We start from the raw sequence: 14,856 nt of genomic DNA, 5'->3' as shown, positions 1-14,856 counted from the left end.
TGAAATAATGGCTATTTTTCTAACAGGCCCTGTTTTTGGAAGTCCTGCAGAAGAATTTCCGCATCAGATTTTGCCTGATCCGCGTTTACGTCGTAGTTTTCACAAAGCAATTCGACGATATCGTCTATATTGAAATCTTTCCCTTTGAGCTGTTCCCACAACCATGCAGCAGAGCTATTTAGCGTATACACTGTTGATAGGTCAACCATATCCTGGCTAGGATCCACGATCAAATGATCTGAACCGATTGTTCTCAAAACTAAATCTGATCTTAATTTCATATAAATAATTATTTATTCGTGTCTGTATCCAATGGTATTCATGAATACTGTTCTTTTAAGGCAAAGTTAACAATTTTCTTTCTCAACGGGCCAATTTAGCTGCAATACGGCGCAACAAACGGATATGGTACCAGCCCAGTCCGCGTAATCTCGGCCAGGGTCGATTGATCGCTACGGTTTTATCTTTATCTTGTGGATAATGCGTATAAGCGATAGCGATAATGTCTGTTGCTTCTACATATTCGCGGAGGACAAGATTCCCATCTCCTGCCAATATATATTGATTATTTTTCTTGCCTACAAAACGGTGGAAGACAAATTTATTCTTGTCTTTGGCGAGTATATTGCTTCCTAAAGCAAGCGATTGCCCCTGATAAGCCCGCAATAATACCGTATCCCCATCCTTGATGAATGGAAGCATGCTATTGCCCTTGATGCGTATGCGCACCTCCTTACCTTCACGAAGGTTGCGTTGCACCTCGGCAAAGTAGTCTTCATTTGAAATAACCCGTGTTTTGCTGTCGCTTGAGTTTTCAGCCATCAGCTAAGAATTGGTTTTAACAAAATAAGCAATGACCTGCTGCAAGTAGGTGTCTTTTAAGAGCACCTTTTTATTCTCATCCAACAGGTAAATGGTTGGTGAAGCTTTGAGATCGTATAAATTGAAAGATAATATTTTACTTTCGCTGTCAAAGCCATTAATCCATTGGTACGACAACTCAGTTTGATAGTTTTTCCACTTCGTGCGGTCGCCCCATGGGTCGACAGCCAGTACCTGTACCTGTAATTGTGTAAAGAGCTGCACCAATTGCGGTGTATCACGAAGCTGTTGGATGGTTTCTTTGCAATGCGAGCAGTCCGGATCGTAAAAGATCAGGAAGGTATATTTAGCTTTTGTCTCTGATAGCTTTTGTTTTTTGCCATTCGTCAGTTCATAACTGAAATCTTCGGCCGTTTGCCCCTCTTTATTCCGAAGTACCAATTTATACGTTGGTCTATAGGCTTCTTTTTCAAGATCAGAAAGCACATCTGTTTTAATCAAATATCGTAGTACCGATTCGTAGAGAACATCATTGCGCAGGGGCGAATTGCCATCATACAGGTAGTGTTCATATTGTTTAATGAAATAATCAAAGCTGGTACGGTTAATTTTTGCTTTATCCAGCATGAGATCTACCGCTTTATCCCTTGTTGCCGAATCTGGAGTCTGTGCCAAGAGCTGAATAAAATCAGCAAGGTGTTGTTCTCCTTTTTCCGGATTTTTTACCTGCGCTGTATCTTGCATCGCAAATTTATCCCAAAAATGGAATAAAGTGCTGTCTGCAGTACTTATTGGTTTGGCACTTTGATGCTCGACTTCGCTTTTCTGCTTCCCCTTTGTTTTGTCTTTACAGGAGCAACAAAATAAAGCTACTACACATATGGGTAGCCAAAAGCTTAAGGTTGGACTTTTCATTTAATTTATGCTTAACTTTACGAAGTTAATAAAACTTTCATGATTCTACTTGAATGAATCTATTCCTGTTCTGAAAGTTTTAATTGAATATAAAAATAGAATGTCATCATGCAACAGCGTTTCGAATAGATTCGAAATAGGTTGAGGTGCAGTGAAATAGGGGAGTACATATTTGTTATTGTGTACTATTTTTAAATTAATAGGTAGCGAATGCCCTTGTAATTACGTTATAAAATTTTGATAAATCTTTCCGCCAGTTAGCGAAAATGAGAGGGAAATGGGCTTCGTAGAGTAAATTTATAAACCATTTAATTAAATAGTTTTACTAATTTTGCGGCAAAATGCCGACGTATCGAATGAAAAGAATAATATTATGGTTATGTATAGCAGGATTTGTGGGAACAGTACATGCCCAAACCAACCCTGCGAATATAAAAGTTGATAATCTTAGTGATGCTCAGATTGAGCAATATGTAAAGCAGGCCGCATTAATGGGCTACGATGAAAGTCAACTGGACGGTTTTGCCCGTGCACAGGGTGTGTCTGCAGTGGAGGTTCAGAAGCTCAAAGAACGTTTGGCTACAATTAAACGCAAGAAACAACAACCTGAGCAATTAAAAGGAAGAACAAATAGCGCAGCTAATAGCCGAAATAATGGACGTCAAGTGGACGGATATTCCAACACAGATTCGTTGCAGAATAAACAATCGAATAAACGCGATTCTATCGAAAATGAAGAAGGGAAGTTAAAAATCTTCGGGTCAGATCTTTTTAGAAATAACGCGATTACTTTTGAGCCTAACTTGCGTATGGCGACACCAAGTTCCTATATTATTGGTCCAGACGATGAGATTCTATTAGATATCACGGGCGATAATGAAGCCTCCTATCAACTTCCGGTAAGTCCAGATGGAACCATCAAGGTAGAATATGTGGGACAAATCAATGTTGCAGGTTTATCTGTGGCGGCGGCGAAAAGCAAGATCGAGCAACGTTTGAGCGGGACTTACCCTGCACTACGTTCGGGACGAACACAGGTGAGTGTCAATATTGGTAATATCCGTACCATTCGTGTGACCTTGACAGGTGCGGTGACGAAACCCGGAACCTATAGTTTACCCTCTTTAGCGACGGTATTCAATGCATTATATGCCTCTGGCGGACCTAATAAAAACGGGACCTATCGTAATATTCAGGTAATTCGTGGCAATCGTGTGGTAAGCACCATTGATGTCTATGATTTTTTGGCTAATGGCATACAGCAGGGAAATATCCGTCTTCAGGATCAAGATATTATCCATATACCCGTATACGGGGCAAGAGTGCAGTTTGAAGGCGAAGTTAAGCGTCCGGCAATTTTTGAAACAGTGGCTGGAGAGTCCTTATCGGATATTTTGCGTTACGCTGGGGATTTTACCGAGAACGCCTATAGTGCCAAAGTTAAAGTACTCCAAACAACAGGCCGCGAACGCAGTGTACAGGATATCTATGCAGACCAGTTTGCAAACTATACACCCAAAGGTGGAGACCAATATATTGTAGAGCCCATATTGGAACGCTTTGCCAATCGTATCAGTGTATTAGGTGCTGTATTCCGCCCGGGTATTTTTGGCTTGGAGCCAGGGATGACATTAAAACAGGTTTTGGAAATGGCAGATGGTGTACGTGAAGATGCCTTTTTAGAGCGTGGTATCATCAACCGTTTAAAAGCAGATAATACTTCGGAACTGATCAATTTCAATGTACGTGAAATCTTAGCTGGCAATGCGGCAGATATTCCCTTAAAAAGAGAAGATAAGATCGAAATCTCGTCTATTTTTGATTTAAGAGATGAATATAAATTTACTGTGCAAGGTGAAGTGCGCTTTCCTGGAGATTTTCCCTTTGCGAGCAATGCTACGTTGGGAGATCTTATCCAAAAAGCCGGTGGATTTACAGAGGCGGCTAAAAATGCACGGGTAGAAATTGCTCGCCGAATTCAACACCTCGATGTGACTGATCATCGTTCATCAAAAACCATTTTGGTGGATATTAAAGATGGTGTACTCACAGACCCAAACATGACCTTACAACCTTATGATGTTATCTCCATATTAGGCGATGCAGGGTTCCGTACACAACGTCAGGTCAAAATCGAAGGAGAGGTGCTTTATCCTGGTTTTTATACCATTGCGCGTGAAGATGAACGTATTTCGGATATTATTAAACGTGCTGGAGGTTTAACTCCCTATGCCTATACGGAAGGTGCTTCCCTAAAACGTACGGGGATGTCTAAATTGAAAGCTGAAGAGAAAAAGGAAAATGAGCGGTTGAAGAAAGAATTGGAAAAAGACAACTTAGATGAAGATATTAATCAGAAAGATTCTAGTTTAGATCAGGATACCGAAAAGAATAACGATGGCTCCAAAGCAAAAAGTTCCGCTTTGGCAAAAGTATCGCAACAAGGAATGTCGGCTTCTGATATTGAACCGAGTGACCTTGTAGGAATTGAATTGAATAAAATTTTGGAGAAGCCCTATGAAAAGGGAGACCTTTTAGTTCTAGACGGCGATATTATCAATGTGCCAAAGGAATTGGAAACAGTAAAGGTCGTCGGGGAAGTATTGAATCCTAATAATGTGGTTTATGTTAAGGGGAAGAACCTAAAATACTATATTAACCAGGCCGGAGGATTTACCGACAATGCCCTAAAGAAACGTGTCTTTGTTCAATATGCGAATGGAGCAGTAAAAGGTAAAGATGGTGGATATCCAGAGGTTAAGCCAGGAGCTGAAATTGTTGTTCCCAAACGCGCACCGAGAGAGCGTATGAGTGCTCAAGGTTGGGTAGGGTTAGGAACAGGTATTGCTTCGCTGGCAGCTATTATTGTATCATTGTTACGTTAAAATAGGTAAGATCGAGATGGATGCTATGCGAGAAAAGGGAGAAATGTCTTTAAAGGAATTAGTGCATTTAATTCAGAATTGGATGAAATTCCTAATTTCCAAATGGTATATATTGCTTTTAGCAGGATTGATAGGAGGGGGCGTCGGTTTTTTTTATGCCAAATCTAAAAAAAATGTTTATACTGCTACGACCACTTTTGTGCTAGAAGCAGGTGAAAAGAGTGGCGGCATGAGTCAATATGAAAGTCTTGCTTCTATGGTAGGATTGGATAATGGCGGATCAAATACAGGGATTTTTCAAGGAGATAATTTATTGGAATTTTATAAATCTCGCAAAATGCTTCAGGCAACTTTGCTCAAAATTTCCCCTTCGGATAAGAATAAACTTTTAATCGATCGTTATCTCGCGGTGGAAGAAGAAAAGGGGAAAGATGATGAGAATATTGATTTTCGAAAACCATATAATGGGGCTCAGGCGCGAAAGCGAGATAGTTTGATGAATAAAGTGATTGGTCAGATTTTAAAGAAAAATTTAAAAGTTGATAAGCTTGATAAAAAGTTGTCGATTATTAAAGTCGAGATTACCTCATTTAACGAGTCTTTTGCGAAGGAGTTTAATACTGCCTTAGTGCAAGAAGTGAATGACTTTTACATGCAGACAAAAACAAAAAAGGCGCAGTATAATATTCAGCTATTACAACAGCAAGCGGATTCGATCAGGAGTATTATGAATGGAAACATTAATACAATGGCCTCTATTGTTGATGCTACGCCAAATTTAAATCCTACGCGTCAAGCACAACGGATAGTACCTAGTCAACGTTCTCAATTTTCTGCCGAAACAAATAAAGCGATATTAAACCAATTGGTTCAAAATTTAGAGATAACGAAAATGACGCTATTAAAAGAATCGCCTCTTATTCAATTAATCGATATCCCTACGTTTCCGCTCGAAAATAAAATTGTCAATAAAAAGCTCTATTTCATAATTGGTTTTATATTATGTTCTATTTTGTCAGCATTAATATTGACGTCAATTAGATTTTACAAATCAGCAATGAGCAAAACGCAAATTGCTTAAAATTATCTTTAAATAATGCGCAAGAGTTTATTGCAGAGTTTTGCATCGTTAGGGCTTGTACAGTTGATCAATTATGCATTTCCATTAATTACGATACCTTATGTTTCTCGCATTATTGGACCGGAAGGATATGGTATTATCAATTATGCAACCGCGTTTGTAGCCTATTTCAATATTTTGATATCTTATGGGTTTGACTATACAGCAACAAGGCGCATCGCTGCAGATCCTTCCTCCATAAGTAGAGTTTTTTCAGAGGTTATGACGGCTCGGGCTTATTTATTTTTAGTTTCCATTATCTTGTTCGCCGTATCTTTATTTGTATTCAATCCTTTAGCTAGCAATAAGCCGGTTGCCATAATCGTCTTTGGCTCCTGTATCGCTACTTGCCTAACACCACAGTATGTGTTTCAGGGTATGCAATATCTGAATATTTTTGCCTTTACTAATTTTTTAAGGGGTTTACTCAATTGCATTTTTATTTTGATTTTGGTAAAAAATGAAAATGATCTTATTGTTTTGCCACTGATTAATTTTGTATTAGCTTTTGGGATTTCAGCTTTTTTAAACGTTTTTGCAGTTAAGAAATTTCGTTTACATTTTACGGTTGTATCTATTAAAAAAGTCTGGAAGCTTCTATTAGAAGAACGGATGATGTATTTATCATCCTTTGTTGTTTCTATTTATACAACCACAAATATTATTGTATTGGGTTTTTTTGCATCAAAAGCCGAAGTTGGATACTATACGACTGCACAATCATTGATATTTATCGTAATCAATGTTCTTAATTTACCGCTCTCTACTGTACTTTTTCCTTTTATTTCAAAAGCCTTTAAAAACGACGTCGAAGAAGGTTTAAATGTTCTGCGAAGTCTGCTACCAGTCTTAATCTATGCTTTGTTGTTTGTGGGGCTGTCAATATTCTTCTTAGCACCTTTTACAATCCACCTGATTTATGGAAATAAATTTGATGATGCTATTGAGCCACTTAAGATTTTGGCCTTTCTTCCTTTAATATCAATGGTAAACACTTTTTTGGGTATCCAGACCATGTTAAATTTGAAGATGGACAAAGACTTTTTCCGTGTTACTGCAATGGCTGCACTTATCGGATTTTTGCTCAATTTATTACTGAGTTCCCAATATGGTTTTATTGGAACCAGTTTTAGTTACTTGTTGATAGAAATTTTTGTTTTAGGGGCACTTTATATTTCTTTGATAAAAAAGGATGTCAATATCTTGCTGATCGACAGGTTTTCTTTGGCAGCTGTAATCGGTATATGTAAAAACATTTTGAAGTAATGGACGTATCTATTTTAATTGTCAATTATAACTCTTTTCAGTTGATCCTCAAGGCGATTGAGTCAATTTATAAACATACGAGTGGCTTGGCGTTCGAGATTATTGTCATTGATAATGATTCACTGCAGCGGGATATCGAATCTATACATACCTTTTATAGCAACGTAATTTTGCTAAAGAATCCGGAAAACCGAGGCTTTGGATCGGGTAACAATTTCGGCGCAAGCGTCGCAAAAGGGAAATATCTTTTTCTTTTAAATCCGGATACAATTTTATTAAATAATGCTATCGGTCAATTTTATGAATTTTGTGAAAATAATAAACACGTTGGTATAGTAGGGGGCAATTTATATGACCTTAACCTTCAGCCAGCTTTCTCCTGTTGGAGTTTCTTGCCAAGTTTGCTGGCGGAAATTGATTTTTTATGTTATTATAAGCTTAGTAAGGTTTTAGGTCAGGTGGGCAGTTTTAATAGCACTGGAAAACCTCAAAATGTGGGTTATATATCGGGAGCGGATTTATTTATTTCGAGATCTTTATTTCATAAAGCAGGCGGGTTCGATGAAGATTTTTTTATGTATTATGAAGAAGTGGAGTTAACCTTTCGTGTGCGCAAATTAGGTTACAAAGTTATTTCGCTTCCGGATGCAAAAATTATTCATTTAGAAGGACAGAGTGAGTCGAATGACGAAAAAATAGCTTTGCGTATGCGTCAAAGTGAAAAACTCTATTATACCAAAACTAACCAGCGTTATTTGATTTGGTTTTCATATAAAGTAGAAACGTTGTTTTATACCCTCCTTATAATCTACAACCGGTTGAAACGCACACACGTTAAAGTTGCAGCATATAGGGATAAATTGCATTTGATACGAAAGATAGAGAGTATATGAAACGTTTTATAACAATTTTTCCTAATGGAACTAATATTCATTTAGTTAAAGATGTAGGAATGGTTCCTTATTTTTTACAAAAAGAAGGGTATTATAAATCATCTATTGCCTGCTATGAAAGAAGGGAAGATATGGGTTATCTTGATAATGAAGTCCATGGCCTATCTTACTATAAGATTAGGCGGATTTTTGATAACGAAAATTTGAATATATTTATCTTCCTTTTATTCCACTTGAGGAGATTTGATGTTGTGATGTTTTTTCATCAATCATTTATTAAAACTTTGGTTGCTTTGTTCGTAAAAGCAATTACCTTCAATCGCGTCAAGTTCTATTTTAAATTGGATGCAAATGATAGCATTAAGGAGAGTAAACTGGCCAAATCTACTGGATTATGGAGGAGATTTAAGGTATATTTATATAACAAAATTGATTTGATTTCTGTCGAAACGCAATCACTGAAAATTTTTTTTAATAGCAATCTCGCTTTGCGGGTTGCTTATATTCCAAATGGTTTTGATTTTGATAAGTTAGCGTTTGTGAATGGACGGGAATTGACGGAATATAAAGAAAACAGAATTGTATTGGTTGGACGTATTGGTGCGCCGGAAAAGGACAATCTGACGATGTTAAAAGCATTGGCTGAAATTGACCTTGGAGGGTGGGAGGTCGAATTTATAGGGCCTATTGCAGCGAGTTTCGAGCAAGAAATAGTCCGTTTTTTTGCACAAAATCCAGGGCTAAAAAGTAAAGTTTTATTTACCGGGGCCGTTATGGATAGAAATATGTTGTTAAGTAAGCTGCGGAGATCTAAAGTATTTGTTCAGACTTCTAAATTTGAAAGTTTTGGCATAGCTCTGTTGGAAGGTGTATCTTGTGGATGTTATGTTGTTTCGACAGATCTTACTCCCGCTCAAGAGATAGCTGGACCCTATGGGCTTTTTTTTGAGATCGGAAATTTTAAAAAACTAGCCGTTATCTTACAGTCGATTATTGATGTAAAGATTCATCTCCCTTCAGAAGTCGCTATCATATCCCGGGCAGAACAGGAGTTTAGTTGGTCTTTTATAGCAAAAAAAATTCATGCTTGTTTAAATAGTTGATCTATGATGTGTAAGTCGAAATTAGCGATTGTCATTCCATATTATAAAAATGATTTTCTAGAATATACGTTGGAGAGCTTAAGCCGTCAGACGATAAAGAGTTTTACTGTATATATCGGTGATGATAATAGCCCTTATCCCATTCACTCGATACTGGATAAATACAACGATAAACTCGATATTAGATACCATCGTTTTGAGGATAATTTGGGAGGCAAGTCATTGGTAAATCAATGGGAGAGATGTATTGATTTGTCCGATGAGGAATGGATATGGCTCTTCTCTGATGATGACGTCATTGAGAGCGACGCGGTTCAGGTATTTTATGACAATAACAGTGATCAAAGTTTGTTCTATAAATTTCACACACAAGTTATTGATGTAGATGGAAAACTTCATCCGGATTATATAAAATTTGATGCCCTTAATGATACAAAAGGATCAATACTTTCAGCAGATTTTATCCGGAATAGATTAGCTTGTAATGGCTATCGCAGTTATGCCGTTGAGTATATCTTTCATCGTTCATTATTCGAAAGATTTAAATTCGTTGATTTTCCGTTAGCTTGGGCATCGGATGACGCCACTTGGTTTTTATATTCATTACATAACAACAAACAGATTACTGTCCTGGAGTCGAAGGTATATTGGCGCTTTAGCGGTGTAAATATTTCGTCGGATGTAACGTCTAAGACAGTAATCGAACGTAAGCTCCATGCCGCGAATCTTTATATTACCTGGATCAAAGATTTGACCATTAAAAATCATATTATATTGCCTGAGCAGTTATTTTTGCGTTGGCTTTCGGTACAGGCGGGAAGTGTGCATTCACAAATGAGTTTTAGGGATTTTAAAAAACTTGTTACAGGCTGTGGAATTTTAGTCAATGCATTGAATTTGCGGATAAATTACTTTAGAGCATTCCAAAAGAATCGCATTTTAGGAGTATTAAAAAATAAATCATGAGAAGAACTGTTGTCGTTGATACTTTTTCCGTTGGCGGATTTCACGAGATGTTTAATGCTTCGTTTTTATATGTTGTTTTAAATAGCACAACAGGGTCCTTAACTTATATTGCGGATAAATCGGCGATCAGTAATATTAAAAACCTGTTGAAAGAAGATCATGGATTTCATAAACTATTAAATCGAATCGTATTTCATGAAAAATCTCTCCCGAAGGGAAATTCGTTTTATGCTATTTTCTTTAGGTATCTTTATGGATCTTTGTTAAATATTTTTTATCTAATCAAGTTTAGGGCACACACCGTTATCTTTCCTTCACTAAATCCATTGTTTGCAGTTATCTTTAAAATTCTTTCAAGAATTTTAAAAACGCCTACATACGTTGTGTGCCATGGTGAATTAGGTTATTTATTTTCATCCTATAAAGTAACAAGTCCGTTGTTTTGGTATTCCCTTTTTTTGAAACCATTTTTTAGGGGGACTTTACCTAAAAATTTAAAACTGATTATTCTTGGGCCATCGATCGTGCGAAATTTGAGTAAATATTATCCAAATTTAGCTAAAAATATGATTTCTCTTCATCACCCCTATATATTTACAGCCCCAGTAGCAAAGAATGATAATAAGAGCGATAATATACGGTTTGGTTGGGTTGGTGTAGCAACTGAAGCCAAAGGCTTTAAGATGTTTGATGAGATCACAAAATATTTTTCAGACAAATACGCTGCATCCTTTTCAGCTCATTTGATCGGCTGGCATAATTTTGATACTAAAGACTATCCATATATTAAATTTGCCTCTCTACCAAATGTATTTATTGACCGTGACAAATTTAATAAAGAGGTAAGTAAATTGGATTATATCTTATTTTTTTACGATAACAGGCATTATCAATTTACTGCTAGTGGAGCGATATTTGATGCAATTCAACAGAATAAATTTGTAATAGCCTTAAGAAATGACTATTTTGAATCTATTTTTGATGCTTGTGGCCCCATAGGATTTCTTTGTGATAGTAAAGAGGAGCTCGTGAAAGTTATAGCGCAAGTGATGCATGGTGAGATAGACTTAAAGCAATTTTCTGTAAATTTGGAATCTGCCCGAAACATTTTCAGTTGTCAGCAGATGAAGATTATTCTTTAGTTAGTATGTATCTATATGTTATTTATTTTGTATTCGCATTGCTAGCTTTCTTCGAAATAAATCGTGGCAAATATCTATTAAATAAGGTCTTGATTGTTCCATTTCTCGTCTTATTTTCTTTAGCGAGTTTACGTTGGGAACGTGGTACAGATTGGGGCGCATACATTGGATTATTCGAAAATGTAGATAACACATTCTATCTGCTAGCTTTTGAACCGGGGTTTTATTATGTCAACTATTTGGTAGCAGCAATCAGCGATAATTATACTATTGTGCTTGTCATACAGGCGCTTATTATATACACCTTACACTTTTATATCTTTAAGAAGTATTCGCTGCAGCCTTATGTTTCATTGATGATTTGGTTTGGTTTCTATATGGGATCTATCTTTTTTGTACGATTCAATGTTGCGGTCGCGTTAACTTTATTTTCCTTTATTTTTATAGAAGAAAGGAAGTTTTGGCGATTTTTTGCGTGTGTTATTATCGCTTTTTTGTTTCACCGCTCTGCTATTCTGTTTATCCCGGCATATTTTTTATATAACAAGACATTTACGAGAAGACAGATTTTGCTTGGGATGTTAATTTCATTTTTTCTTTCTATATTTTTTGAAATAGCATTAAATTTTCTCGGACAAATCAATTTGGGTATAATCTCGGAAAAAGCAATGACATATGCAGAAGCGGGTAGCGATTATGCAGAGGAGCCAACTCGTTCAGCTTTTCAGATTATGATCGTTGGAGCTAGTTACCGTATTTTAATATTGCTTTTGATCATCGGATTTTTCTATGATCTATATAAAGAAAATATAACGTTTAGAGGGGTGTTTAACCTCTATTTTGCTGGGATGTGTATTTTTGTTATAATAACGCCAGTATCAGTATCTGTTGCACGTATGGCGCAATATTACGAATATTTTCAATTTCTGTTAATTCCCTTTATAATTATGAGTTTTAAATATAGATCAAATCGAAATTTGGTATTGTTATGCGTGTTTTTATTTTATTTGATGCGATTACGTAGTAACGTCTCATTTTACGAAGAATTGTATGTCCCCTATAAATCAATTTTTAATAAAGAGCTACCAACAGAAATCGGCTAAAAAGTAATTTTTGAAGATGAATCAAAACAAAATATCAGTTGTGATACCGATGTACAATGCGGCTAAAACAATTATACAGACAATTGAATCTGTTTTTACACAGACCTGGAAAGGGGATATAGAGATTATAGTGGTCAATGATGGGTCAAAAGATAATTCAAAGACTCTTGTCGAAGAATATATTAAAGCGCGTAGTATACATAACATTGTATTGGTGAACCAGGAAAATGCAGGAGTGTCTAGGGCACGAAATGAGGGTATGAGACGCTGCTCCGGAGATTGGATCTGTTTATTAGACTCTGATGATACTTGGCTTCCCAATAAATTGGAACGACAGCTGGCGATATTAGCGACAGATCCTACTATTGATTTTTTGGGAACGACAAGAAATGGGGAATATTTTCCGCGTTTGGCGTTTCGACGACTTGGCAAGATCAACCAGATATCAGCTAAGGAATTGCTTTTTAAGTTTCTTTTTGTTACCCCTACTATAATTTTTAGGCGAGAAATTCTGGAGAGGGTAGGGTATTTTGACGAGAATCAGCGGTTTGCTGAGGAAGGGAATTACTTTATCCGAGTTGCAAAAGCATGCAATTGCTATCTTTTAAATGAAAGCTTGGTAATTACTGGTGGAGGTAAGCATGATTTTGGAGAATCTGGATTATCGAGCAACCTATGGGAAATGGAAAAGGGCGAACTTAAAAATATTCAGATGGCATTTAGTATGGGAATAATTAATATCGCCGAGTATCTATTTTTCAATGTGTTCTCCGTTCTTAAATATATTCGACGAGTTTTGATTGTATTTTTTCGTTGAGTTGATAGTGTTTAAATATATTTAATTAGTAAATTGTAATATGGAAATTTATAACCGGTATGGAATAGTAGGAGGATTACGTCTATTAATATCAACAATCTATACAAAGCTAATGTATCCGAAAGCTAGGTTAATTCGTTTGCCATTTGATATCAGGTATTCAAGCTTAATCGACCTTGGTAGAAATCTGACGACAGGCTTTGGCTGTCGTCTTGAGGTTGACCCAGTAAAAGGAAGTAAAGAAAAATATTTAATTTTTGGTGACAATGTTCAGCTTAATGATTATGTTCACATTGCAGTAAGTGAGAAGGTCGTCATTGGTAATGATGTTTTGATCGCTAGCCGTGTTTTTATTTCCGACCACAATCATGGATTCTATTCTGGAGATAATCAAGATAGTCCGCTAACCAAACCTAGAGACAGGCTTTTGTCGACAAATGCAGTTTATATCAAGGATAACGTTTGGATAGGAGAAAATGTCTGCATTTTACCTGGCGTTACCATAGGCAAGGGCTGTGTTATAGGTTCGATGTCAGTTGTAACTAAGAGTATTCCCGATTATAGCATCGCTGTCGGTGTGCCAGCAAAAGTTATTAAAATATTTGATTTTGAAATAAATCAGTGGGTTTCTACGACCAAATAAAGAGAAGTGTTTTCAATTTGAATTTTAATTAATTATATTTTATGAATAGATATGAATATGCGACATTAATAGTTGAAAAGCTATCGCAAAATGTAGATGTATTGAAAAAGGAATTTAACCAAATAGGGCAAATAAATTCTTGTTTCATAGATGATCTTCTCCCCAGCGATATGGTTCAAGAAATTTATCGAGCTTTTCCATCTCCGGAGGAAATGACTTTATATAAATCATTGCGAGAGAACAAACGTATAGCGGCCCAGATGGATTTATATAATCCTCTTCTAGAGGAGATTGTATTTGCATTTCAAGATCAACGTGTAGTTGATATTGTTGAAGAGATCACCGGTATAAAAGAGATGGAACCAGATTCTAATTTATATGCGGGCGGTATTAGTTTAATGGCAAAAGGTAACTTTCTAAATCCACATCTGGATAATTCGCACGATAATAATAGAGAAAGCTATCGTGTACTAAATCTTTTATATTACGTTTCGCCCAATTGGAAATTAGAAAATGGAGGAAATTTGGAGCTTTGGGATAAAGGTGTTGATCATAACAGCCGGGTAATACTTTCTAAATCAAATAGATTGGTTTTGATGATTACCAATAAAACATCTATTCACTCAGTTAGTAAGGTCGTCGTAGATGAAAAAAGATGTTGTGTATCCAATTATTATTTTTCTAAGAAACCAGCTGAATCTAGCGAATATTTTCATGTTACGTCATTTTATGGGAGACCGGAGGAACCAATAAAGAACGTAATCCTTAGAGGAGATGCTTTTCTGAGACAAACATTGAGAAAAATTACCGGGAAACGCATTGTTAAAACTGACCATATTTATAAAAAGAAAAAGGATGGTGAATGATAACATTTTTTAAGATTAAAACGAAACGTTTTTTAGAAGCGAGATAATAACTTCTAATCAATTCAAAGTTTGAATTGATCATAATCTAAAAGCCGCCTAGAATTTTTCTAGCGGTTTTTTTTTGTATTGGATAGCGTTAATTTATAAAGTTTTTTTGATATTAGGATGGTTACCGGTATCTCGGGAGGGACTGTTATTTTTTATCAGAAAATGCTGTAGGATATATTTAAGACTAATGGTTAAATCTATAAAGTTTTATTCACGATGAGACAGTGGGTTTTCATGTAAAAGGAATCGAACTGTTTGATTTTAAAG

Annotated in this window: 14 protein-coding genes; 11 read left to right on the top strand and 3 right to left on the bottom strand. The window is 36.2% G+C overall.

Going from position 1 to position 14,856, the window contains the following annotated elements:
- Positions 1 to 11: 11 nt before the first annotated feature.
- The 3 genes from B3C94_RS03605 to B3C94_RS03595 form a co-directional block, all read right to left on the bottom strand.
- Positions 12 to 281, bottom strand: coding sequence for a PqqD family protein (locus B3C94_RS03605; protein ID WP_293899169.1), 270 nt, complete (start codon positions 279 to 281; stop codon positions 12 to 14).
- An 82-nt stretch (positions 282 to 363) separates the two neighbouring features.
- Entirely contained in the window at positions 364 to 822 is a 459-nt protein-coding gene (locus tag B3C94_RS03600; protein WP_293899166.1) for a S24/S26 family peptidase, read from the bottom strand.
- Positions 823 to 825: 3 nt separating this feature from the next.
- On the bottom strand, positions 826 to 1,737 hold the full coding sequence (locus tag B3C94_RS03595; protein ID WP_293899163.1) for a DUF5106 domain-containing protein: 912 nt from the start codon (positions 1,735 to 1,737) through the stop codon (positions 826 to 828).
- A gap of 356 nt (positions 1,738 to 2,093) precedes the next feature.
- Here B3C94_RS03595 and B3C94_RS03590 point away from each other — a divergent pair, with 356 nt between their 5' ends.
- The 11 genes from B3C94_RS03590 to B3C94_RS03540 all read left to right on the top strand — a co-directional run bounded on the left by B3C94_RS03590 (position 2,094) and on the right by B3C94_RS03540 (position 14,541).
- Positions 2,094 to 4,622, top strand: a complete 2,529-nt coding sequence (locus B3C94_RS03590) for an SLBB domain-containing protein (RefSeq protein WP_293899160.1) — start codon at positions 2,094 to 2,096, stop codon at positions 4,620 to 4,622.
- A gap of 112 nt (positions 4,623 to 4,734) precedes the next feature.
- Positions 4,735 to 5,703, top strand: coding sequence for a lipopolysaccharide biosynthesis protein (locus tag B3C94_RS03585; protein ID WP_293899157.1), 969 nt, complete (start codon positions 4,735 to 4,737; stop codon positions 5,701 to 5,703).
- A 15-nt stretch (positions 5,704 to 5,718) separates the two neighbouring features.
- Positions 5,719 to 7,008, top strand: a complete 1,290-nt coding sequence (locus B3C94_RS03580; RefSeq protein WP_293899154.1) for an oligosaccharide flippase family protein — start codon at positions 5,719 to 5,721, stop codon at positions 7,006 to 7,008.
- Complete coding sequence (locus B3C94_RS03575; RefSeq protein ID WP_293899150.1) at positions 7,008 to 7,901, top strand: glycosyltransferase family 2 protein; 894 nt, start codon at positions 7,008 to 7,010, stop codon at positions 7,899 to 7,901. Before B3C94_RS03580 ends, B3C94_RS03575 begins: the two co-directional genes overlap by 1 nt.
- Positions 7,898 to 9,004 carry a glycosyltransferase gene (locus tag B3C94_RS03570; RefSeq protein ID WP_293899147.1) on the top strand — a complete coding sequence of 369 codons (1,107 nt, stop codon included), beginning with the start codon at positions 7,898 to 7,900 and terminating at the stop codon, positions 9,002 to 9,004. Before B3C94_RS03575 ends, B3C94_RS03570 begins: the two co-directional genes overlap by 4 nt.
- 3 nt (positions 9,005 to 9,007) lie before the next feature.
- Positions 9,008 to 9,970: a glycosyltransferase family 2 protein gene (locus tag B3C94_RS03565; RefSeq protein ID WP_293899144.1), complete on the top strand. Its 963-nt coding sequence runs from the start codon at positions 9,008 to 9,010 to the stop codon at positions 9,968 to 9,970.
- A complete protein-coding gene (locus tag B3C94_RS03560; RefSeq protein ID WP_293899141.1) occupies positions 9,967 to 11,112 on the top strand; it encodes a hypothetical protein in 1,146 nt (381 codons plus the stop codon). The genes B3C94_RS03565 and B3C94_RS03560 overlap by 4 nt, the downstream gene beginning before the upstream one ends.
- A gap of 5 nt (positions 11,113 to 11,117) precedes the next feature.
- The gene (locus tag B3C94_RS03555) at positions 11,118 to 12,215 is read left to right on the top strand and encodes an EpsG family protein (RefSeq protein WP_293899693.1); all 1,098 of its coding nucleotides are present in this window, start codon (positions 11,118 to 11,120) and stop codon (positions 12,213 to 12,215) included.
- Between the two features lie 16 nt (positions 12,216 to 12,231).
- A complete protein-coding gene (locus B3C94_RS03550) occupies positions 12,232 to 13,032 on the top strand; it encodes a glycosyltransferase family 2 protein (protein WP_293899138.1) in 801 nt (266 codons plus the stop codon).
- Positions 13,033 to 13,072: 40 nt separating this feature from the next.
- Complete coding sequence (locus tag B3C94_RS03545; RefSeq protein ID WP_293899135.1) at positions 13,073 to 13,675, top strand: acetyltransferase; 603 nt, start codon at positions 13,073 to 13,075, stop codon at positions 13,673 to 13,675.
- 41 nt (positions 13,676 to 13,716) lie between these two features.
- Positions 13,717 to 14,541, top strand: coding sequence for a 2OG-Fe(II) oxygenase (locus tag B3C94_RS03540; RefSeq protein ID WP_293899132.1), 825 nt, complete (start codon positions 13,717 to 13,719; stop codon positions 14,539 to 14,541).
- The last annotated feature ends 315 nt before the right edge of the window (positions 14,542 to 14,856 follow it).

The sequence above is a fragment of the Sphingobacterium sp. UBA5670 genome (assembly GCF_002420705.1).
GTDB lineage: Bacteria > Bacteroidota > Bacteroidia > Sphingobacteriales > Sphingobacteriaceae > Sphingobacterium.
The sequence above is the reverse complement of the archived record's forward strand: the minus strand, read 5'-3'. Positions and strand labels throughout refer to the sequence as shown.